The following is a 20,963-nucleotide window of genomic DNA, read 5'->3' as shown; positions in this document are numbered from 1 at the left end:
CTGTCGGTTTGAATCTTGGGGCTATGTTAGCCTGGCAGGGCTTCGGGCGTAAGCGTGACGCGCGGTGTTAGCGATCGTTCGCACAGGAACCGTGCAAAAGGCAGGGCTGAAATGCACCCTGCCGGAACCGGACATGCAGATTAGAAGTAGCGGACGAAAGGCGCGGTGTCAGGCGGGAGCACCGTGGTGCTGGATTTCAGTTGCGGGGTCCCCAGATAAAGGAAGCCAACAATGGCATCCTGCTCGCGGCAGCCAAAACCCTGCCGTACCTGCTCGTCATCGGTCCAGGGACCGCTGCGCCAGATACCGTTGTAACCCTGAGCAAGCGCTGCCATCTGCATCGCCATCACCGCACAGCTGGCCGAGGCAATCTGTTCCCAGCGCGGCACTTTGTGGTGATCTTCGCAATGTGCCACCACGGTAATAATCATCGGTGCGCGAAACGGCGCCTGGCTCGCTTTATTAATCGCCTTTTCATCCAGCTGGCTATCGCGTGCCGCCCTCTCCAGCAGCTGACTCATCCGGTCACGCCCTTCATTTTCTACAATGATGAAGCGCCAGGGTTGCAGCGTGCCGTGATCCGGGGCGCGCATGCCAGCCCGCAGGATATTTTCCAGTGCGTCACCTGCCGGTGCCGGCTCAGTCAGGCGTGAAGCCGAACGTCGGTTGACCAGTAACTCCAGTGCGTCCATGTTTCTCTCCCGATCTCTGTAATGTTGCCATTATCCTGGCACAGGCAGATTTTTTGTAACAGTGCGCAGTGATTTCCTGCTGACTTTTCACACGCCGCTCTTTAGGATGAGCTCGTCGGGGAAGTCTGGTCCGCGCGGCGGCCACTTCCTGCTACATATTTATGGAGAGTCTGATGCGCACATTGTGGCGAATAATTGCAGGTCTGTTCCGCTGGAGCTGGCGGGTATTGAATTTTATCAGGGAATTTATTCTGAATATTTTCCTGATTTTGTTGATTGTGGTGGGTGTAGGGATCTGGCTTCAGGTCAGCGGATCGGGCGGCAGTTCAGCGCCGATTCAGCAGGGCGCGCTGAAGGTCGATCTCAGCGGCGTGCTGGTGGATAAACCGTCGGTAAGCAACCGTCTGAGTAAAATTGGTCGCCAGCTGCTGGGTGCCAGCAGTGATCGCTTACAGGAAAATTCGCTGTTTGATGTGGTCGATGCCATTCGCCAGGCAAAAGGTGACAGCAACATTAAAGGCATGGTGCTCGATCTACGCGAGTTTGCCGGTGGCGATCAGCCTTCGCTGCAATATGTGGGTAAAGCGCTGCGTGAATTCCGCGACAGCGGCAAGCCAATTTATGCTCTGGGCGACAGCTACAGCCAGGCGCAATACTACCTTGCCAGCTACGCCACGAAAATCTATCTGTCGCCGCAGGGCACCGTGGATCTGCATGGTTTCGCCACCAATGGACTCTACTACAAAACCCTGCTGGAGAAGCTGAAAGTCACCTCACACGTCTTCCGTGTCGGGACCTATAAATCAGCGGTCGAGCCATTCCTGCGTGACGACATGTCACCAGCGGCACGTGATGCTGACAGCCGCTGGGTCGGTCAGCTGTGGCAGAACTACCTGAATACCGTGGCGGCGAATCGCCAGCTGACGCCGGAACAACTCTTCCCTGGCGCAGCAGCGATTATTGCTGGTTTAAACGCGGTTAAAGGCGATACCGCGCAATATGCGCTGGATAACAAGCTGGTCGATGCCCTGGGTTCCCGTGCAGCAGCCGATCAGGAGCTGGTAAAAACCTTTGGTCTGGATAAGCAGAGCAACGATTACCGTAGCGTCAGCATCTATGACTACAGCGTGAAACCAGCCTCCTCGCAGCAGGATGGCAACATTGCGGTCGTCATGGCCAGCGGTGCCATCATGGATGGCGAAGAGACGCCGGGCAACGTGGGTGGGGATACCACGGCCGCGCAGATTCGCGATGCGCGTCTCGATCCAAAAATCAAAGCGATCATTCTGCGGGTCAACAGCCCGGGTGGCAGCGTGACGGCTTCGGAAGCCATTCGTGAAGAGCTGGCGGCGGCCCAGGCCGCAGGTAAGCCGATTGTGGTCTCTATGGGCGGCATGGCGGCATCCGGCGGTTACTGGATCTCAACGCCTGCCAGCTATATTGTGGCGAACCCCAGCACGCTGACCGGCTCGATTGGTATCTTCGGTGTGATTAATACGCTGGAGAACAGTCTGGACAGCATTGGCGTACACACAGATGGTGTCGCGACCTCCCCGCTGGCGGATATCTCTACCACCAAAGCGCTGCCAGCGGAAGTTCAGCAGCTGATGCAGTTGACTATCGAAAATGGCTACCGCAACTTTGTGGGTCTGGTGGCGAAGTCGCGTCATAAAACCCCAGAGCAGATTGATGCGATCGCGCAGGGCCATGTCTGGACCGGCAGCGATGCCAAAGCCAATGGTCTGGTGGATGCGCTGGGTGACTTCGATGATGCCGTGAAGAAGGCGGGCGAGCTGGCGAAAGTCAGTAAACCTATGCTGAGCTGGTATCAGGATGAACCGACCTTCCTGGATATGGTGCTGGGCCAGATGAACGCCTCTGTACAGGCCGTATTGCCGGATACGCTGAAAGCCTGGCTGCCCGCACCGATGCTGGATGTGATGAGTGCCATGAAAGCCCAGCCGGGTCTGTTCGACAAGCAGAACGATCCTCAGAATCGTTATGCCTTCTGCCTGAACTGCGGCGAAGTGCGATAAACCTCTCAGCCCGGCCGCTGGTCGGGCTGCTTTTCCCCGCTATTCCCCTTATACTGCGCGTTTTATGGCGAGTCTGAGTTCTCTAATGCAAAAGAAAAACATCTACGTAGCCTACACGGGCGGGACAATCGGTATGCAGCGCTCTGCGCAGGGCTATATTCCGGTCTCAGGGCACCTGCAGCAGCAGCTGGCGAATATGCCCGAGTTCCACCGCCCCGAGATGCCTGATTTCACCATTCATGAATATCAGCCGCTGATCGACTCATCCGACATGACCCCGGAAGACTGGCAGTTTATCGCCAACGATATCCGACAAAATTACGATCGCTACGATGGCTTTGTGATTCTGCATGGCACTGACACCATGGCGTTTACCGCCTCTGCGCTCTCGTTCATGCTGGAAAATCTGGCCAAGCCGGTGATCGTGACCGGGTCGCAGATTCCACTGGCGGAACTGCGCTCAGATGGTCAGCAGAATCTGTTGAATTCTCTTTATGTAGCGGCTAACTATCCGATTAGCGAAGTGTCTCTGTTTTTCAATAACACACTTTATCGCGGTAACCGTACCACCAAGGCTCATGCCGATGGCTTCAACGCCTTTGCTTCGCCGAACCTCTCCGCACTCCTGGAAGCGGGCATTCATATTCGCCGCCTCAATACGCCACCTGCCCCGTCCGGTCAGGGTGAACTGAACGTTCACACCATTACGCCTCAGCCCATTGGTGTGGTCACCCTCTATCCAGGAATTTCCGCCGACGTGGTGCGTAACTTCCTGCGTCAGCCGGTGAAGGCGCTGATCCTGCGTTCTTATGGCGTGGGCAATGCCCCGCAGAACAAGGAATTTCTGGCCGAACTTCAGCAGGCCAGCGAACGTGGTATCGTGGTAGTAAACCTGACCCAGTGTATTTCAGGCAAGGTGAATATGGGCGGATACGCCACCGGCAATGCGCTGGAAGAGGCTGGCGTGATTAGCGGATTTGACCTGACGGTAGAAGCCGCGCTGACCAAGCTACACTTTTTACTCAGTCAGGAACTCTCTGCCGATCAAATCCGTGCCAGAATGCAGCAGAATTTGCGCGGCGAACTGACTGAAGACTGAAACGGAGCGACATGTAATGAAGCGGGCACTCATCATTATTGATATTCAGAACGATTTTTGCCCCGGCGGCCCGATGGCAGTCCATGAGGGCGACCACACGGTCGAGGTGGCTAATCGCTATGCGCGTTTGTTCCGTGAGAACGGTGAATGCGTACTGGCCCTGCAGGACTGGCACCCGGCCGATCACGGCAGCTTTGCCTCGGTTTCCGGTGAGCCGGTCTACACGCTGGGCGAGTTAAATGGTCTGGCGCAAATCTGGTGGCCCGATCACGGCATTCAGGGCTCAGCAGGTGCGGATTTCCATCCCGGTCTGGATCGTTCACTGTTCGATGCGACGTTCCATAAAGGTGAAGATCAGGATGTCGACAGCTACAGCGCCTTTTTTGATAATGGCCACCGTCGTAAAACCGAGCTGGACAGCTGGCTGCGTGAGCGTGGCATCACCCATCTGGTGATGCTGGGGCTGGCGACAGATTACTGCGTGAAATATAGCGTGCTGGATGCGCTGGAATTGGGGTATCACGTCGAGGTGGTCAAAGAAGGTTGCCGCGGCGTTAATCTCAATCCTGAGGACAGTGAAATCGCCTTTGCTCAGATGACGGCGCAGGGCGCGATTCTGATTTAAAAAAGGAGCTGGCATGACGCCAGCTTTTTTTTAGTGCAGATGAATGCGGGTGACATCCGGATCGATGCCGAACGCTTCTTTCAGCTCTTTTTTCGACTTCATCACCATCTCGCCGCCCTTAGCGATGGTCATATGCTGCGGCGCATCGTTATGTCTTGCCTGCCACAACATAACCAGTTGCAGACAGTTGTCGCGCTGTTCCTGCGTCAGTGCCACGCCATCCGGCCATTTTCCAATCTCAACTGCTGTTGCCAGTCGTTCGTAGACTTCAGGTGTCATCGACGCAAGCATCGCTTCAAGTTGTTCCTTCATCGCCTTACCCTTTGGTCTGTTCGCCCTGCTCGTCGGTGAAATTCAGCGAGGCGGAGTTAACACAGTAGCGTTCACCGGTCGGTTGCGGGCCATCGGGGAAGACATGCCCCAGATGCGCATCGCAGCTGCCACAGCGGATCTCAACACGCTGCATGCCGTGTGAATTATCTTCGAGGTAGCGAATTGCATCGTCACTGAACGGCTGATAGAAACTGGGCCAGCCACAGCCAGAATCATATTTAGTCTCTGAGAGAAAAAGTGGCGCCTCACAGACCAGGCAGTGGTAAATCCCTTCCTGCTTGTTGTGCAGCAGTGCGCCGCTGTAAGGCGGTTCCGTTCCGCGTTGCTGTGTCACATAACGCTGCATTTCTGTCAGCTCGGCGATTTTTGCGTCGGGTGCGGTGTCTTTAGCCATTTTTAGGATTCCGGGGAAGTGCCATTCTGAAAAATTCGACTATTATTCTAACAAATGATCAACATTACCGGGTCTTTTTTTGTGCTCACCCTTTCAAGCCGTCCACTGCAAAGCGTAATTGTGACTTTGATCACCTTTTATCCCGGGCATCCCTATATATTCGGCGATTGGTTCGACGAAACGCGATATCATTGGCGGCGCGCAAGCGGTTGCGCATCGAATTATTCCTGTCAGGCGAATTGACCTGTCGCAACAATTGACACGATTCCGCTTGACGCCTGGTAAGGTTTTTGTAATTTTACAGGCAACCTTTTATTCACTAACCAATAGCTGGTGGAATATATGACTATCAAAGTAGGTATCAATGGTTTCGGCCGTATCGGTCGCATCGTTTTCCGTGCTGCTCAAAAGCGTTCTGACATCGAAATCGTTGCTATCAACGACCTGCTGGACGCGGATTACATGGCGTACATGCTGAAATATGACTCTACGCACGGTCGTTTCGATGGCACCGTAGAAGTTCAGGATGGCGCACTGGTGGTTAACGGTAAAAAAATCCGTGTTACTGCTGAACGTGATCCAGCGAACCTGAAGTGGGATGAAGTGGGCGTTGACGTTGTTGCGGAAGCAACCGGTATCTTCCTGACCGACGAAACCGCGCGTAAACACATCACCGCAGGTGCTAAGAAAGTCGTTCTGACCGGTCCATCTAAAGATGACACCCCAATGTTTGTTCGTGGTGCAAACTTCGACAAATATGATGGCCAGGATATCGTTTCTAACGCCTCCTGTACCACCAACTGCCTGGCACCGCTGGCAAAAGTCATCAACGACAAGTTTGGTATCGTTGAAGGTCTGATGACCACTGTTCACGCTACCACTGCTACCCAGAAAACCGTTGATGGCCCGTCTCACAAAGACTGGCGCGGCGGCCGTGGCGCATCGCAGAACATCATTCCTTCATCAACTGGCGCAGCAAAAGCCGTTGGTAAAGTTCTGCCAGAGCTGAACGGCAAACTGACCGGTATGGCATTCCGCGTACCTACCCCTAACGTTTCCGTTGTTGACCTGACCGTGCGTCTGGAAAAAGCGGCCTCTTACAAAGAAATCTGTGCTGCCATTAAAGCTGCTGCAGAAGGTGAGATGAAAGACGTTCTGGGCTACGTTGAAGATGACGTGGTTTCTACCGACTTCAACGGCGAAGTCCTGACTTCAGTGTTTGATGCTAAAGCGGGTATCGCGCTGAACGACAACTTTGTGAAACTGGTTTCCTGGTATGACAACGAAACTGGCTACTCAAACAAAGTTCTTGACCTGATTGCGCTGGTTTCTGCTAAATAAGGCAGACAGACATCATTAAGATTAAGGGCGACTTCGGTCGCCCTTTTTTTGATCCGCACAGGAAGGAATCGAACATGCAAGATAAACTGTTTTCTCTGCCCGTAGTTACGCAGATCTCCCCTTACCTTTCGCAGCGTCAGGTTGGCGAACTGCCGACGATTGTCATCAGTCACCCTAAGGTACGCGCAGCGATTACGCTGCAGGGCGCGCACCTGATCGCCTGGCAGCCGAGTGGCGAAAAGCCGGTACTCTGGCTGAGCGGCAAAAGTCTGTTTTCACCAGGCAAAGCGATTCGTGGCGGTGTACCGATCTGCTGGCCCTGGTTTGGTCCGGCAGGCGAACCGGCTCACGGTTTCGCCCGGATTCAGACATGGAAACTGACGGCGCATGATGAGAATGACGATGGCGTGATGCTGACGCTGGTGCTGGAGAGCAACGCTCAGACGCTGAAACTGTGGCCACACGAATTTACCCTTATCGCCCGCTTCCGCCTGGGTCAGCATTGTGAGATTGAGCTGGAAGCTCATGGTGACTTTGAAGCCACGGCAGCGCTGCATAGCTACTTTACCGTCAGTGACATCAACGGGGTTGAGGTCTCCGGTCTGGGCAACCGCTATATCGACAAAGTCAATAATGGCGAGGTTGCCAGCAGTGATGGCAAACAGCGTTATCCGGGGCGCATCGACCGTATTTTTACTGCAGCAGAAGATTGCTCGGTCATCAATGATACGGCGGGTGAACGGCAGATTGAGGTTTATCACCATCATCATAGTGACGTTGTCACGTGGAATCCGGGTGTTGAACTCTCCTGCAGTATGTCGGACATGGCAAATGAAGGTTACAAGACGATGGTCTGCGTAGAGACGGCACGTATCAGCAAACCGTTACGCAGCGCAGGTGAAAAGCCAGCACGTCTGGCTACAACATTCCGCCTTAAGAAGAAAGCCGCAGCCAGCGACAGGGGCAACGGCTAAACGATATCCAGCGGTAATTTATGCTGTGGTGCTGGCCAGGCACGATCGATGAGCTGCAATTCTTCATCGGTCAGTTCCACCTCCAGTGCCGCAGCATTCTCATGAACATGAACCACAGAACTGGCTTTGGGAATGGCAATGATGCCAGACTGACGAATTACCCAGGCCAGCAGTAATTGCGCCACGCTGATGCCCTTCTGTTGTGCAATCTGATTCAGCACCACGTCGGTAAACAGCGCGTCCCGTAGCCGTCCAGCCTGTGCCAGCGGACAATAGGCCATCACCGGCACGCCACGCTGCTGACAGACGGGCAGCAGATCAAATTCAATACCGCGTGAAGCCAGATGGTAGAGTACCTGGTTGGTCGCACACTGATCGCCTCCGGGTTCGTCCCACAGTTCGGCCATATCATCAGTATCAAAATTTGAGACGCCCCAGTGACGAATCTTGCCCTGCTGCTGCAGGCGCTCCATGGCGCGCAGAGTCTCTTCCAGCGGCATATTACCGCGCCAGTGCAGCAGGTAGAGATCAAGGTAATCGGTCTGCAGACGGCGCAGGCTGCGCTCACAGGCTTCAATGGCATCCACTTCGCCGGCATTCCACGGATAGACCTTCGACACCAGCAACGCTTTATCGCGACGCCCCTGCAGTGCCTGCCCGACCACCTCTTCAGCGCCGCCGTCTGCATACATTTCGGCGGTATCAATTAGCTGCAATCCACATTCAAGACCTGCCTGCAATGCCGCGACTTCACCGGCCCGCTGCGCCGGGTTTTCGCCCATATACCATGTGCCCTGCCCGATTAACGGCAGGTTATTGAAGCCAGCGAAGTTAATCGTGTTGTGCATTCTGCTCTCCCGCCTCATTCTGAGGCCCCATAAAAGAACAGAGGGCACTGGGTGCCCTCTTTCGGTGCGTTATCAGAAGGTGTAGCTGACACCTGTCCAGATCGTCGTCTGCCCGCTCTTATCAATCATTGGACTGTCTTTGATTTCGCTGTCAAAGCGGGTGTAACGTCCTACCACGCCAACATTCCACTGCGTTGCAATCTGATAGCTGGCACTCAGCTCAACATAAGGTGACCAGCTGTCGTCCGGATTGTAACGACTGATGCCGGTACGTGCGCTTTCATGCGCGGAAACACCGTAATAATAACGGTTTTGATTGGCGCTATTCCACATGGCACCGATGCCCGGCGTCAGGCTGAAGTCGCCCATCTGGATGGGATAGAGGTAAGTCAGGTCCCAGATCATGCCGTTGCTGTTATTCAGCACGTCGCCCAGCAATGCCGTACGGACAACCCCCCAGTCGGCGGTGTGACGATAGGTTGCGCCACCCATTAGCGTCATGCGGCGCTTATCCAGCCCTTTCATATCGCCCAGATCGTTGTCGCTGGGTTTGTACTCCTGCGGTGAGCCCAGTAGCGTCAGAGAGAGCTGATTCTGAGGATCTTTCCACAGGTAGTAACCGCCCTGCAGGCTACGGAACCAGAAGTTTTCACCTTCATAATTGATAACCGGAACCGGAAGATAACGGTCCTGTCCGCCACGATAAGGTGAGTCGGCATAGATAACCGATGCCCCTACAGAAAGCGGAGCGGCACTGGCGTGCGCCGCCAGTAAACAACAGGGTAAAAGTGCAACAAGCGTCTTAAATTTGAATTGGTTCACAATTTATTCATTCCATAAATATAACAATCAAACAGGAAGTCTAACGTTTTTTTACGGCTGGATTAACTTATATCGAAATCCTTTAAGCAACCAACAGATGAATGTGGCACCAAAGGTTAAAAACACGTTAAGTTAAAGCATCACCCATACGAACTCATCTCTTAACTGATCCGAATTCGTCTTGATCTCCCCCTCATTCGCTCAAACCCGTGGAGGAAATTTCCTAGAAGCCATCTACAGTTAGAATTAACAGCAGAGATTTTGTACGAGCAGAGTAACCATAAAAGTTGTGTATCCCGATAAAAAAGATCAGGTTGGCATAAGGGTTGCTGTACTCAACAGAGAATATCTTCCGGGAGCTGCTACACGTCTTAAATTACGCTCCTTACCTGTGCTAAAAACGAAAGGACGGGCATCGCTATGAATATATTCGATCACTATCGTCAGCGTTATGAAGCTGCCAAGGACGAAGAGTTCACACTGCAGGAATTTCTTGCTATCTGTAAGCAGGATCGCAGTGCATACGCCAACGCTGCAGAGCGACTGTTAATGGCTATCGGAGAGCCAGTAATGGTCGACACTGCTCAGGAGCCACGCCTTTCCAGAATATTCTCCAACCGTGTGATGGGACGCTATCCGGCGTTCGAGGAATTTTATGGCATGGAGGAAGCGATTGAACAAATCGTCTCCTATCTGAAACATGCCGCTCAGGGACTTGAGGAGAAGAAACAGATCCTCTATTTACTGGGTCCGGTCGGTGGTGGTAAATCTTCCCTGGCGGAACGGCTTAAGTCGCTGATGCAGCGGGTGCCCATCTATGTGCTGAGCGCTGACGGTGAACGCAGTCCGGTCAACGATCATCCTCTCTGCCTGTTCAATCCGCAGGAAGACGCGCATATTCTCGAAAAAGAGTATGGCGTGCCGCGCCGTTACCTCGGCACCATCATGTCGCCGTGGGCCGCGAAACGCCTTCACGACTTTGGTGGCGATATTTCGCGGTTCAAAGTCGTAAAAGTCTGGCCGTCGATTCTGGAACAGCTGGCGATCGCCAAAACCGAGCCGGGTGATGAGAACAACCAGGATATCTCTGCTCTGGTGGGTAAAGTGGATATCCGTAAACTGGAAAACCACGCGCAAAACGATCCTGATGCCTACGGTTACTCTGGTGCACTCTGCCGCGCGAACCAGGGCATCATGGAGTTCGTGGAGATGTTTAAAGCGCCGATTAAGGTGCTGCACCCCCTCCTGACAGCAACGCAGGAAGGGAACTACAACGGCACCGAGGGGATTTCGGCGCTGCCGTTTAACGGCATTATTCTGGCGCACTCCAACGAATCAGAGTGGGTGACGTTCCGTAACAACAAGAATAATGAGGCGTTCCTTGACCGCGTTTATATCGTCAAGGTGCCCTACTGCCTGCGGGTTTCTGAAGAGATCAAAATTTACGACAAACTGCTTAATCATAGTGAGCTGGCAACCTCGCCCTGCGCACCGGGTACGCTGGAAACGCTGGCACGCTTCTCTATCCTGTCACGTCTCAAGGATCCGGAGAACTCCAGTATCTACTCTAAAATGCGGGTCTATGACGGCGAAAGCCTGAAAGATACCGACCCTAAAGCGAAGTCATGGCAGGAATATCACGACTACGCCGGTGTGGATGAAGGTATGAACGGTCTTTCAACCCGCTTTGCCTTTAAGATCCTGTCGCGGGTATTTAACTTCGATCACGCCGAAGTCGCAGCTAACCCGGTGCATCTGTTCTACGTGCTTGAGCAGCAAATCGAACGTGAGCAGTTCCCGCAGGATCAGGCTGAGAAATACCTTGAGCACCTCAAAGGTTATCTGATTCCCAAATATGCTGAGTTTATTGGCAAAGAGATTCAGACCGCCTATCTGGAATCCTACTCTGAATATGGTCAGAACATTTTTGATCGCTATGTGACCTATGCCGACTTCTGGATTCAGGATCAGGAGTATCGCGATCCCGATACCGGACAGTTGTTTGACCGTGAATCGCTCAACGCGGAGCTTGAGAAGATCGAGAAGCCTGCTGGTATCAGTAATCCGAAAGATTTTCGTAACGAGATCGTCAACTTCGTGCTGCGCGCCAGGGCACACAATAACGGTCGCAATCCAAACTGGACCAGTTACGAGAAATTGCGCACCGTGATTGAGAAAAAAATGTTCTCGAATACGGAAGAGTTGCTGCCGGTCATCTCGTTTAACACCAAGACCTCTACCGATGAGCAGAAAAAGCATGATGATTTTGTCGATCGCATGATGGAAAAAGGCTATACCCGCAAACAGGTTCGCCTGCTGTGCGAATGGTATCTGCGTGTGCGTAAATCGTCCTGATAAGAGTCTGTAAGCTTGCCGGTAAGTGATACCGGTCTGACAGGGTCGGGTTCGCCCGGCCTGCTTACAATGTAGTTTGGGGGAATACCATGGCCTATTTCATCGATCGCCGGCTTAACGGCAAAAACAAGAGCGCGGTTAACCGCCAGCGCTTCTTGCGCCGTTATAAGTCGCAAATTAAGCAGTCGATCTCCGAGGCCATCAATAAACGCTCGGTGACCGACGTAAGCAGCGGTGAGTCCGTCTCTATCCCGATTGACGATATTAATGAGCCCATTTTCCATCAGGGCCGCGGCGGTAACCGCCATCGGGTCCATCCGGGCAACGACCATTTTGTTCAGAATGACCGCGTTGAGCGTCCGCAGGGTGGCGGTGGTGGCGGCAGTGGTCAGGGCAATGCCAGTCAGGATGGTGAAGGTCAGGATGAGTTTGTCTTTCAGATATCGAAAGATGAGTATCTTGACCTGCTGTTTGAAGATCTCGCCCTGCCTAACCTGCGTCGCAACCAGCATCGTCAGCTTAATGAGTATAAGACCCACCGGGCCGGTTTCACCTCTAATGGCGTGCCAGCCAATATCAGCGTTGTGCGCTCACTGCAGAACTCACTGGCGCGTCGTACGGCGATGACGGCAGGTAAACGCCGCATGCTGCACGAACTGGAAGAGACGCTGCAGGAAGTTGAGAATGCTGAACCGGCACAACTGCTGGAGGAGGAACGACTGCGTAGAGAGATTGCCGAGTTACGGGCGCGCATTGAACGGGTGCCCTTTATCGACACCTTCGATCTGCGCTACAAAAACTTTGAGAAGCGCCCGGAGCCCTCCAGCCAGGCGGTGATGTTCTGTCTGATGGATGTCTCCGGTTCGATGGACCAGGCGACTAAGGACATGGCAAAACGCTTCTATATCCTGCTCTACCTGTTCCTGAGCCGCACCTACAAGAATGTCGATGTGGTTTATATCCGCCATCATACGCAGGCTAAAGAAGTGGATGAACAGGAGTTCTTCTACTCTCAGGAGACCGGCGGCACCATCGTTTCCAGTGCGCTGAAACTGATGGATGAGGTAGTAAAAGAGCGTTATGACCCGGCGCAATGGAATATCTATGCAGCTCAGGCCTCCGATGGTGATAACTGGGCCGACGATTCGCCGCTCTGTCATGAGATTCTGGCGAAGCACATTCTGCCGGTCGTGCGTTACTACAGTTATATCGAGATCACCCGCCGGGCGCATCAGACCCTATGGCGCGAGTATGAGCATCTGCAGGCGACGTTTGATAACTTTGCCATTGAACATATTCGTGAGCCGGAAGATATCTATCCGGTATTCCGATCGCTGTTCCATAAACAGGCAACGGAAGCCTGATGCACTAAGCCGGTTAATCACCGGCTTTTTTTATCTGCCGAATAACATGCTAAAACAGTCTGTTTTCTCCCGCTTGCCTGCCAACCCCCTCATTCTTCACATTAATCTGATTCCATATGCTGTTAAGCAATTCGTATAATACGCATTTTCACAATGACAACTCCTTGATAAAACATTATCTTTCAGAGATAGCATGGATATTTGTCACCCCTTGCTGCATCGCACTGTCATATCTCAGGAGACCGGGTTTGAACCACACTATTGTCTACAGTCTGTTTATCATTGGTTCCGTGCTGGTCGCATCGAGTATTCTGCTCAGCTCTTTCTCGTCCCGGCTGGGCATTCCTATTCTGGTTATCTTCCTTGCACTGGGTATGCTGACCGGTATTGATGGTATCGGCGGCATCGCCTTTGATAACTATCCCGCGGCGTATCTGATTTCAAACCTGGCACTGGCGATCATCCTGCTGGATGGTGGCATGCGAACCAAAGCCAGCTCGTTTAAAGTCGCGCTGGGGCCTGCGCTGTCGCTGGCCACTGTCGGGGTAATGATCACCGCAGGTCTGACCGGCGTGGTGGCCGCCTGGCTATTTAACCTGGACATGATGCAGGGCTTCCTGATTGGCGCCATTATCGGATCCACAGATGCCGCCGCCGTCTTCTCCCTGCTGGGTGACAAAGGCCTGAATGAGCGCGTCAGCTCTACGCTGGAGATTGAGTCGGGCAGTAACGACCCAATGGCGGTATTTCTGACCATTACCCTGATAGAGATGATTGAACAGGGCCGCAGCGGCCTTGACTGGATGTTCCTGGTGCATCTGGTGCAGCAGTTCGGTCTGGGTATCGTGTTGGGCCTGGGTGGTGGCTGGGCGCTGCAGCAGTTGATTAACCGGATCAGTCTGGCCCCAGGGCTTTATCCGCTACTGGCGTTGAGTGGCGGCATTCTGGTGTTTGCCCTCACCACCGTGTTAGAGGGCAGCGGCATCCTGGCGGTCTATCTGTGCGGCTTCTTACTGGGCAACCGCCCGATTCGTAACCGTCACGGCATTCTGCAGACCTTTGATGGGATGGCCTGGCTGAGCCAGATTGGCATGTTTATTGTGCTGGGTCTGCTGGTGACGCCGTCTGATTTATGGCATATCGCGGTACCCGCGATGATCCTCTCCCTGTGGCTGATTCTGGTGGCGCGTCCGCTGTCGGTGTTTATTGGCCTGTTGCCATTCCGCAACTTCACCACCCGCGAGCGGGTCTTTATCAGCTGGGTCGGCTTACGCGGTGCGGTGCCGATTATCCTCGCAGTCTTCCCGATGATGGCCGGCTTAGAGAACGCCTCGCTCTATTTCAATATCGCCTTCTTTGTGGTGCTGGTCTCCCTGATGTTGCAGGGTACCTCGCTGGGCTTTGCGGCGAAAAAAGCCAAAGTAGTGGTGCCGCCGACCGCCTCGCCGATCAGCCGTATCGGTCTGGACATTCACCCGGAAAACCCGTGGGAGCAGTTTGTCTATCAGCTCAGCGCCGACAAGTGGTGCGTCGGTGCCGCGCTGCGTGACCTAAAGATGCCGCGCGAGACCCGCATCGCTGCCCTGTTCCGTGACAATGTACTGATGCACCCCAACGGCGGCACACGGCTGAAAGAGAACGACGTCATCTGCGTGATTGGCCGTGAGCGCGATCTTCCGGCGCTGGGCAAAATGTTTAGCCAGTCGCCGCCGGTTTCGCTCGACCAGCGCTTCTTTGGTGACTTTATTCTGGATGCAGAGGCCCGCCTGCGCGACGTTGCGCAGATTTACGGACTCGAGCTGGATGAGCGCACCAACGATCAGCAGTCGCTGGGGCAACTGGTGCTGGCGATGCTGGGTGGCTCGCCAGTCGTCGGCGATCAGGTGGAGTGGAATCAGCTGACCTGGACCGTCGCGGAGAAAGAGGATAACCGCATCGTTAAGATTGGTGTCCGTCCGGCTGAAGAGAAGGAATAATCCTAATCATTCAGCCACGTTATTTTCTCTCAGTGCGCTAAGCTTAACAGTCAATGCCAGTTAAAACGGGAGAAATGAATGGGACACGTGGTTAAAATTGGTCGTTATGAGATTGTAGATGCCGATCTTGACAGTGAGAACGCCGACACCGTCAGTATCCCCTGTCACACCAATCCCGGCTTAATTACCCAACTCGATGGCTGGGATCGTGATACCAGCGTACCGGCCTGGATTGACGGGGAGCCAGTGAATCTGCAGATTGGCCACTACGATAAACAGCAGGACCGCTGGATTTTAAAGAAACCTGCCTGAGTCACTATCACTACCGCCAGTCATATGATTTGGCGGTAATTCCTAAAAAGTGTCTTAAACAGTTTGGTTATAACTGACCTCTTCCTTATTTTATTAAACAAAAACATGTAGTTATAGATTTAAAACTTTAATCACTTTTGGTGTTTTCAGATTTTTTCCGTATTAACTCTGTCAAATAACTCCTGCATACTCATTCTCAATGCTGCAACATTTCGTGATTACCATCACGCTTTAATCGTTACCTTTTTTGCAGCTGCACTGGCTGTACTGACTGCAACAGACTGAAAATTATTTTTTAATTTTTCAGAGGCCCACTCCTGAGCGCGTATTTGATTCTGATCAGGCCATCTTTTACTTGAGAAAGAGAGCAGGTTTTATGGCAAGTACATTGATAATGAATAGCCCGAGCCGCTCGTGGAGCGGAACGCGTAAAAATATCATCGTGAAATTCGCCCTGAGTTTTTCCGATCTGATTGCACTCAACCTGGCGCTGTTTTTATCTGCCGCGACGATACAGGGTATTTGGGGCGAGCTGGATACCTTTATTCCACCGCATCAGATTGAATATCGTTTTGTGGCTCAGTTTATTATGTCAGTCATGTGTACCGGCTGGTTTTGGGTACGTCTGCGCCATTACACCTATCGCAAACCCTTCTGGTTCGAACTGAAAGAGATCGTTAAAACATTATTTGTTTTCTCGCTGCTTGACCTGGCGCTTATCGCCTTCTCTAAATGGGACTTCTCCCGCATGGTGTGGGTCTTCAGCTGGACATATGCCCTGCTGCTGCTGCCGCTGATGCGTGCTCTGGTTAAACGTGCCATTAACAAGGCGGGCCAGTGGCAGAAAGAGACCATCATTATCGGTTCCGGCCGCAACGCCACTGAAGCGTATGCGGCGCTGCAGAGTGAAGAGATCCTGGGCTACAACGTGCAGGCCTTTATCTCGGTGGATGAGGTTCCTGCTCAGCAGAGCGTGAATGGTGTGCCAGTGATCACCTGGAAAGACATTAACTGGCAGACCATTGACCGTGACAATGTGCAGTTTATTGTTGCCATGGAGTATGAGCAGCAGCCGATGCGCGATCGCTGGCTGAAATTCCTGTCGAAGATGAACTGCCGGTCCGTCTCGGTGATCCCAACGCTGCGCGGCGTGCCGCTTTACGGCACCGACATGTCCTTTATCTTCAGTCATGAAGTGATGATCCTGCGAGTCAGCAATAACCTGGCGAAGCACTCTTCACGTTTCATGAAGCGTGCCTTTGATATCGTCGTAGCGTCGATGCTGCTGCTGTTCCTTGGCCCAATCTTCGCCCTGCTCTGCTATATGGTGAAACGTGACGGCGGCAATGCAATTTATGGTCACGAACGTGTGGGCCAGAATGGCAAAAAATTCAAATGTCTGAAATTCCGTTCCATGGTGACCAATTCCAAAGAGGTGCTGGAGAAATTGCTGGCGACCAGTGAAGAGGCACGGATGGAGTGGGACAAAGATTTCAAACTGAAGAATGACCCGCGCGTAACCCGGATTGGCAGCTTCCTGCGTAAAACCAGCCTCGACGAATTGCCGCAGCTCTGGAACGTGATTCGCGGTGAGATGAGTCTGGTCGGCCCGCGTCCGGTCATCGAAGCTGAACTGGAGCGTTATGCCGGTGACGTCGACTACTACCTGATGGCCAAGCCAGGCATGACCGGCCTCTGGCAGGTCAGCGGACGTAACGATATCGACTATGATACCCGCGTCTATTTTGACTCCTGGTATGTCAAAAACTGGGCGCTCTGGACCGATATCGCGATCCTGTTCAAAACCGCAGGCGTGGTGCTACGCCGCGACGGTGCTTACTAAGCAAGACCCTGCGATGCCTGTTTACAGCAGGCATCGCACTTTCCGCACGACTTCCTCTATCTTTTTTGCCTCTGAATCATTACCCTCTGCGCTCGTTTTTTAACAGAACGTTTACCCTCTGGTTGTTATGCAAAAATTTACTCTGCTGTTATTAAGCCTGGTGCTGCTGGCACCTTTAGGCATCGATCTCTATTTGCCCACGCTGCCGCAAATCGCTGAAGGGCTGGATACGCCGGTCTCACTGGTACAGACCACCATTCCTCTGTTTCTGCTGGTGATGGGACTGGGCCAGCTGGTGACCGGTCCGCTGGTGGACAACTATGGCCGTAAGCCGATTGCCCTGCTGGGGCTGGGCCTTTACATCACCGGCAGCGCCATCGCCGCTACCGCCACCTCATTTCCGCTATTCGTCCTTGCCCGTCTGGTGCAGGGCTGTGGCGTCTGCTGCAGCGCGGTAGTCGCCTTTAGCGGCGTCCGCGACCGCCTCAGCGGTGATGATGCCGCCCGCGCCTATGGTTTTCTGAACGGTGCACTGAACATCGTTCCAGCCCTGGCACCGCTGCTGGGCGGACTCCTGGCCAGCGCCTTCGACTGGCGCGCACCCTTCTGGTTCCTCTGCGCCTACGGCGTGCTGATTACGCTGCTGGTGATTATATGGCTGCCAGAAACACGTCCGGCTGATACGCTGCGGGTAAAAGGATTACCGGTTAAACAGTACGCTGAAATTCTGCGTCAGCCGCGCTTCCTGGCCTTCGCCTTTGCCAATGCCGGTGCGCTGGGTATGGTGCTGACCTATGTGTCGCTGGCACCGCAGGTACTAATGACCGAAGGCGGGCTGACGCCGATCCAGTTCTCGTTTGCGTTCGGCGCTAACGGTTTCTGGATCATGTTTGTCAGTATGTTCGTGAATAAAGCGATTCGTAAAGCAGGTCGGCCGTTCTGCCTGGCAATGGGATTCTTCACCATGCTGCTGGGCGCGGTGCTGCTGGTGGCAGGGATGCAGATTTTCCCGGCGGAGATGCAGACGCACTGGGCGCTCTACATGTTCCCGGTCGCCGTGTCGGTGGCCGGACTGGCCTTTACGGTGGGACCGGCCACCAGCTATGCGCTGGAGCCCTATCAGCAACAGGCGGGCGTGGCGTCCGCCCTGCAGGGCTTTATTCAGATGGCCGGTGGTGCGGCAGGCAGCCTGGTGATCGTCGCGCTGCCGGTGGCGGAGAAGCTGTCGCTGAGTCTGATGATGCTGCTGGGTGCAGCGCTGGCCTTTATCGCCTGGCGCTGCAGCAGAAAGATGCGCGGCAGCCTGACCGCGCTTAAATAACCGTGACCGGGACGCGGGGTGCCAGCGCGCACATCAGTTCGTACCCTACCGTTCCGGCCGCTTTTGCCACCTGATCGATTTTCACCTGCTCACCCCACAGTTCAACAGAAGAACCGATGCCCGCCTGCGGACAGGGGGTTAAATCCACCGTGATCATATCCATGGAAACGGCGCCAACCACCTGCGTCATCACGCCATCGACGCAGACCGGCGTGCCCGTCGGGGCATGGCGCGGATAGCCATCGGCGTAACCACAGGCTACGACGCCAATCCGCTGCGACGTGCTGGCGTGATAACGGTAGCCGTAACCGACGCCATCGCCCGCCTGTAACTGCTGAACCGCAATAATCTCACTGCTCAGGGTCATCACTGGCTTCAGGCCACTGCCGGCAATGTCCTGCCAGTCACCGCTGGGCGACGCACCGTACAGAATAATACCGGGCCGGACCCAGTCAAAATGCGCTTCAGGATGCCATAAGGTGCAGGCGGAATTCGAGAGCGACCGCGCGCAGTTCAGCCCCTCCGCCGCCTGATCAACACGCTGCAGCGGTGCAATCAGGCCCTGCGGATTTTCGGCATCGGCAAAATGGGCCATCAGCGTCATCTCACCAACATTGCTCAGCGCCCGCAGCTTCTGCCAGGCGCCAGAAACCTGCTCCGGGCGAAAGCCCAGACGGTTCATGCCGCTGTTCATTTTGAGATAGATATCAATCGGCGCAGAAAGGCTCGCACTGGCTAGCGCCTTGATTTGCCAGTTACTGTGTATGCTGGTGGTCAGGCGATAGCGGTCAATCAGCTGCAGATCCTCTGGCTGGAAAAATCCCTCCAGCAGCAGAATCGGTTTTTTCCAGCCCTGCTCGCGCAGCAGAATGGCTTCTTCCATATTAAGCAGCGCAAAGCCGTCGGTGGCAGATAACGCTTCGCGTACACGATCAATGCCATGGCCATAAGCATTGGCTTTCACCACTGACCAGACGCGGGATACGGGCGCCGCCTGGCGAACAACCGTCAGGTTATGACGAAGCGCCTGTTGGTTAATGGTAGCGACAATCGGACGTGACATCCTCTCTCTCCCTGAATACTTAACGAGTTGCGTTGGCGTTACGCAGCGGCGATGAGGTCGCCGCGAAACCGGGTAAGTAGCGGAACACCGCTAAGTCATCCGCCGCAATGGCTGGCTTTTTACCGGAGATGAGATCGGCCAGCAACTGACCAGAACCACACGCCATCGTCCAGCCCAGCGTACCGTGACCGGTATTGAGATAAAGATTGGAGAGTGGCGTGGCACCGACAATCGGCGTACCGTCTGGCGTCATCGGACGCAGACCGGTCCAGAAACTCGCCTGCGCGAGATGACCGCCTTCAGGATAGAGATCACTGACCACCATCTCCAGCGTTTCCCGCCGCGCTTCGGTGAGTCTGGTGTTAAAACCAACAATTTCCGCCATCCCGCCGACGCGGATACGATCGTCAAACCGGGTCACCGCCACTTTGTAGGTTTCATCCAGAATCGTCGAAACCGGTGCAGCCTCAGGATTTTTAATCGGAATAGTGAGTGAGTAGCCTTTCAGCGGATAGACCGGAATATCAATGACGTTTTTCAGCAGTGCGGTCGAGTAGGAACCAAAGGCCACTACATAGCTGTCCGCCTTGATGATCTCCTCGCCGCACTTCACACCATAAATGCAATTGCCATCGCGCAGCAGGTGATCGACCGGGGTGTTAAAGCGGAAAACCACGCCCGCCTCTTCGGCCATTTTTGCCAGTCGCTGCGTAAAGAGCTGGCAGTCACCGGTTTCATCGTTAGGCAGGCGCAGTCCACCAGTGAGTTTATGCTGGGTTGCCGCCAGCGCCGGTTCCACGCGAGACAGCTCATGCGCCTCCAGCAGCTCATAGGGCACGCCCGCGTCGCGGAGCACCGCAATATCTTTACTGGCGCTGTCGAACTGCTGCTGCGTGCGGAAAAGCTGCAATGTTCCGCCCTGACGACCCTCATAGGCGATGCCGGTCTCAGCGCGTAACGCTTTCAGACAGTCACGACTGTATTCGGCAATCCGCACCATGCGGCTTTTGTTCTGTTGATAATGGTTGATGTCGCAATTACGCAGCATGTGCCACATCCACTCCAGCTGAAAACTACTGCCATCCAGCCGGATAGCCAGCGGCGCATGACGCTGGAACATCCACTTCACTGCTTTCAGCGGCACGCCTGGTGCCGCCCAGGGCGCGGCATAACCCGGTGAGATCTGACCAGCATTTCCTGCGCTGGTCTCCATTGCCGCAGCAGGCTGACGATCAATGACCGTAACCTGATGTCCGGCACGCGCCAGATACCAGGCACTTGCCACGCCAACCACACCACTTCCAAGAATGACTACGTGCATAGCTCCCCCACCCGGCATGTAAAAGCATAATTCACTGTTCAGGAGATGATAGTCAGCGGATTTACACAGCGGACACCACCCCATAAATTCAGCATCTATTTCACATCTTTTTCACTTTTCAGGTAACTAAAATCTTGTCGCACAGCCAATTTCAGCGCTTTATGCGTCTTATTCCATAAACACAGAAATAAATGACAACGGAGGCAGTTAAATCTGCGCATGGCAGGAGAATGCTTCAACCCCA

The 20,963-nt window shown here is 54.0% G+C and carries 18 protein-coding genes; 11 read left to right on the top strand and 7 right to left on the bottom strand.

The window, feature by feature from the left end; genetic code table 11:
- Nucleotides 1-140 precede the first annotated feature (140 nt).
- Nucleotides 141-692 carry an NAD(P)H nitroreductase gene (locus ACTJKZ_RS04065; RefSeq protein WP_285088393.1) on the bottom strand — a complete coding sequence of 184 codons (552 nt, stop codon included), beginning with the start codon at nucleotides 690-692 and terminating at the stop codon, nucleotides 141-143.
- Nucleotides 693-865: 173 nt separating this feature from the next.
- Here ACTJKZ_RS04065 and sppA point away from each other — a divergent pair, with 173 nt between their 5' ends.
- The 3 genes from sppA (at nucleotide 866) to pncA (ending at nucleotide 4,452) form a co-directional block, all read left to right on the top strand.
- Nucleotides 866-2,728, top strand: coding sequence for a signal peptide peptidase SppA (gene sppA / locus ACTJKZ_RS04060; protein WP_033783269.1), 1,863 nt, complete (start codon nucleotides 866-868; stop codon nucleotides 2,726-2,728).
- Between the two features lie 85 nt (nucleotides 2,729-2,813).
- Nucleotides 2,814-3,827, top strand: a complete 1,014-nt coding sequence (ansA, locus tag ACTJKZ_RS04055; RefSeq protein ID WP_161734014.1) for an asparaginase — start codon at nucleotides 2,814-2,816, stop codon at nucleotides 3,825-3,827.
- A 16-nt stretch (nucleotides 3,828-3,843) separates the two neighbouring features.
- Nucleotides 3,844-4,452 (top strand): bifunctional nicotinamidase/pyrazinamidase, encoded by a 609-nt coding sequence (gene pncA / locus ACTJKZ_RS04050; RefSeq protein ID WP_161734016.1) that lies wholly within the window; start codon nucleotides 3,844-3,846, stop codon nucleotides 4,450-4,452.
- 30 nt (nucleotides 4,453-4,482) lie between these two features.
- Here pncA and ACTJKZ_RS04045 read toward each other — a convergent pair whose 3' ends face one another.
- Together ACTJKZ_RS04045 and msrB are read right to left on the bottom strand one after the other, a co-directional pair.
- The gene (locus tag ACTJKZ_RS04045; protein WP_013358061.1) at nucleotides 4,483-4,764 is read right to left on the bottom strand and encodes a YeaC family protein; all 282 of its coding nucleotides are present in this window, start codon (nucleotides 4,762-4,764) and stop codon (nucleotides 4,483-4,485) included.
- A gap of 4 nt (nucleotides 4,765-4,768) precedes the next feature.
- On the bottom strand, nucleotides 4,769-5,179 hold the full coding sequence (gene msrB, locus ACTJKZ_RS04040; RefSeq protein ID WP_440829280.1) for a peptide-methionine (R)-S-oxide reductase MsrB: 411 nt from the start codon (nucleotides 5,177-5,179) through the stop codon (nucleotides 4,769-4,771).
- Nucleotides 5,180-5,521: 342 nt separating this feature from the next.
- Here msrB and gapA point away from each other — a divergent pair, with 342 nt between their 5' ends.
- Nucleotides 5,522-6,520: a glyceraldehyde-3-phosphate dehydrogenase gene (gene gapA, locus ACTJKZ_RS04035; RefSeq protein ID WP_013358063.1), complete on the top strand. Its 999-nt coding sequence runs from the start codon at nucleotides 5,522-5,524 to the stop codon at nucleotides 6,518-6,520.
- 74 nt (nucleotides 6,521-6,594) lie between these two features.
- Nucleotides 6,595-7,494, top strand: a complete 900-nt coding sequence (locus ACTJKZ_RS04030) for a D-hexose-6-phosphate mutarotase (RefSeq protein ID WP_440829279.1) — start codon at nucleotides 6,595-6,597, stop codon at nucleotides 7,492-7,494.
- Here the strand turns inward: ACTJKZ_RS04030 and ACTJKZ_RS04025 are convergent.
- A complete protein-coding gene (locus tag ACTJKZ_RS04025) occupies nucleotides 7,491-8,342 on the bottom strand; it encodes an aldo/keto reductase (protein WP_440829278.1) in 852 nt (283 codons plus the stop codon). The two genes, ACTJKZ_RS04030 and ACTJKZ_RS04025, sit on opposite strands and share 4 nt — an antisense overlap.
- A gap of 72 nt (nucleotides 8,343-8,414) precedes the next feature.
- Nucleotides 8,415-9,164 carry a MipA/OmpV family protein gene (locus tag ACTJKZ_RS04020; protein ID WP_222925399.1) on the bottom strand — a complete coding sequence of 250 codons (750 nt, stop codon included), beginning with the start codon at nucleotides 9,162-9,164 and terminating at the stop codon, nucleotides 8,415-8,417.
- Between the two features lie 420 nt (nucleotides 9,165-9,584).
- Between ACTJKZ_RS04020 and yeaG the strand changes: the two genes are divergently transcribed.
- From yeaG to ACTJKZ_RS03990, 6 genes are all read left to right on the top strand, one after another.
- Nucleotides 9,585-11,519, top strand: coding sequence for a protein kinase YeaG (gene yeaG, locus ACTJKZ_RS04015; protein WP_003852739.1), 1,935 nt, complete (start codon nucleotides 9,585-9,587; stop codon nucleotides 11,517-11,519).
- Nucleotides 11,520-11,608: 89 nt separating this feature from the next.
- Nucleotides 11,609-12,883, top strand: coding sequence for a YeaH/YhbH family protein (locus ACTJKZ_RS04010; protein ID WP_110330377.1), 1,275 nt, complete (start codon nucleotides 11,609-11,611; stop codon nucleotides 12,881-12,883).
- A gap of 248 nt (nucleotides 12,884-13,131) precedes the next feature.
- Nucleotides 13,132-14,859, top strand: a complete 1,728-nt coding sequence (locus tag ACTJKZ_RS04005) for a potassium/proton antiporter (RefSeq protein ID WP_161734026.1) — start codon at nucleotides 13,132-13,134, stop codon at nucleotides 14,857-14,859.
- A 78-nt stretch (nucleotides 14,860-14,937) separates the two neighbouring features.
- Nucleotides 14,938-15,171, top strand: coding sequence for a DUF1480 family protein (locus tag ACTJKZ_RS04000; protein WP_013358069.1), 234 nt, complete (start codon nucleotides 14,938-14,940; stop codon nucleotides 15,169-15,171).
- A 376-nt stretch (nucleotides 15,172-15,547) separates the two neighbouring features.
- The gene (gene wbaP / locus ACTJKZ_RS03995) at nucleotides 15,548-17,014 is read left to right on the top strand and encodes an undecaprenyl-phosphate galactose phosphotransferase WbaP (protein WP_161734028.1); all 1,467 of its coding nucleotides are present in this window, start codon (nucleotides 15,548-15,550) and stop codon (nucleotides 17,012-17,014) included.
- A gap of 127 nt (nucleotides 17,015-17,141) precedes the next feature.
- A complete protein-coding gene (locus ACTJKZ_RS03990) occupies nucleotides 17,142-18,335 on the top strand; it encodes a multidrug effflux MFS transporter (RefSeq protein ID WP_161734030.1) in 1,194 nt (397 codons plus the stop codon).
- On the opposite strand, the gene dadX is transcribed toward ACTJKZ_RS03990, so the two are convergent.
- Both dadX and ACTJKZ_RS03980 read right to left on the bottom strand, forming a co-directional pair.
- Nucleotides 18,328-19,398, bottom strand: a complete 1,071-nt coding sequence (gene dadX / locus ACTJKZ_RS03985) for a catabolic alanine racemase DadX (RefSeq protein WP_440829277.1) — start codon at nucleotides 19,396-19,398, stop codon at nucleotides 18,328-18,330. The genes ACTJKZ_RS03990 and dadX overlap by 8 nt on opposite strands.
- Before the next feature lie 19 nt (nucleotides 19,399-19,417).
- Nucleotides 19,418-20,719 carry a D-amino acid dehydrogenase gene (locus ACTJKZ_RS03980; protein ID WP_440829276.1) on the bottom strand — a complete coding sequence of 434 codons (1,302 nt, stop codon included), beginning with the start codon at nucleotides 20,717-20,719 and terminating at the stop codon, nucleotides 19,418-19,420.
- Between the last annotated feature and the right edge of the window lie 244 nt (nucleotides 20,720-20,963).

Origin of the sequence: Pantoea sp. 22096 (assembly GCF_052045955.1) — a bacterium.
Classification (GTDB): domain Bacteria; phylum Pseudomonadota; class Gammaproteobacteria; order Enterobacterales; family Enterobacteriaceae; genus Pantoea; species Pantoea alfalfae.
The sequence above is the reverse complement of the archived record's forward strand: the minus strand, read 5'-3'. Positions and strand labels throughout refer to the sequence as shown.

Excerpts from the sequence above, each read along its gene's own strand:
- ACTJKZ_RS04065 (WP_285088393.1), bottom strand. The coding sequence starts at position 692 with ATGGACGCACTGGAGTTACTGGTCAACCGACGTTCGGCTTCACGCCTG.
- sppA (WP_033783269.1), top strand. The coding sequence starts at position 866 with ATGCGCACATTGTGGCGAATAATTGCAGGTCTGTTCCGCTGGAGCTGG.
- ansA (WP_161734014.1), top strand. The coding sequence starts at position 2,814 with ATGCAAAAGAAAAACATCTACGTAGCCTACACGGGCGGGACAATCGGT.
- pncA (WP_161734016.1), top strand. The coding sequence starts at position 3,844 with ATGAAGCGGGCACTCATCATTATTGATATTCAGAACGATTTTTGCCCC.
- ACTJKZ_RS04045 (WP_013358061.1), bottom strand. The coding sequence starts at position 4,764 with ATGAAGGAACAACTTGAAGCGATGCTTGCGTCGATGACACCTGAAGTC.
- msrB (WP_440829280.1), bottom strand. The coding sequence starts at position 5,179 with ATGGCTAAAGACACCGCACCCGACGCAAAAATCGCCGAGCTGACAGAA.
- gapA (WP_013358063.1), top strand. The coding sequence starts at position 5,522 with ATGACTATCAAAGTAGGTATCAATGGTTTCGGCCGTATCGGTCGCATC.
- ACTJKZ_RS04030 (WP_440829279.1), top strand. The coding sequence starts at position 6,595 with ATGCAAGATAAACTGTTTTCTCTGCCCGTAGTTACGCAGATCTCCCCT.
- ACTJKZ_RS04025 (WP_440829278.1), bottom strand. The coding sequence starts at position 8,342 with ATGCACAACACGATTAACTTCGCTGGCTTCAATAACCTGCCGTTAATC.
- yeaG (WP_003852739.1), top strand. The coding sequence starts at position 9,585 with ATGAATATATTCGATCACTATCGTCAGCGTTATGAAGCTGCCAAGGAC.
- ACTJKZ_RS04010 (WP_110330377.1), top strand. The coding sequence starts at position 11,609 with ATGGCCTATTTCATCGATCGCCGGCTTAACGGCAAAAACAAGAGCGCG.
- ACTJKZ_RS04000 (WP_013358069.1), top strand. The coding sequence starts at position 14,938 with ATGGGACACGTGGTTAAAATTGGTCGTTATGAGATTGTAGATGCCGAT.
- wbaP (WP_161734028.1), top strand. The coding sequence starts at position 15,548 with ATGGCAAGTACATTGATAATGAATAGCCCGAGCCGCTCGTGGAGCGGA.
- ACTJKZ_RS03990 (WP_161734030.1), top strand. The coding sequence starts at position 17,142 with ATGCAAAAATTTACTCTGCTGTTATTAAGCCTGGTGCTGCTGGCACCT.
- dadX (WP_440829277.1), bottom strand. The coding sequence starts at position 19,398 with ATGTCACGTCCGATTGTCGCTACCATTAACCAACAGGCGCTTCGTCAT.
- ACTJKZ_RS03980 (WP_440829276.1), bottom strand. The coding sequence starts at position 20,719 with ATGCACGTAGTCATTCTTGGAAGTGGTGTGGTTGGCGTGGCAAGTGCC.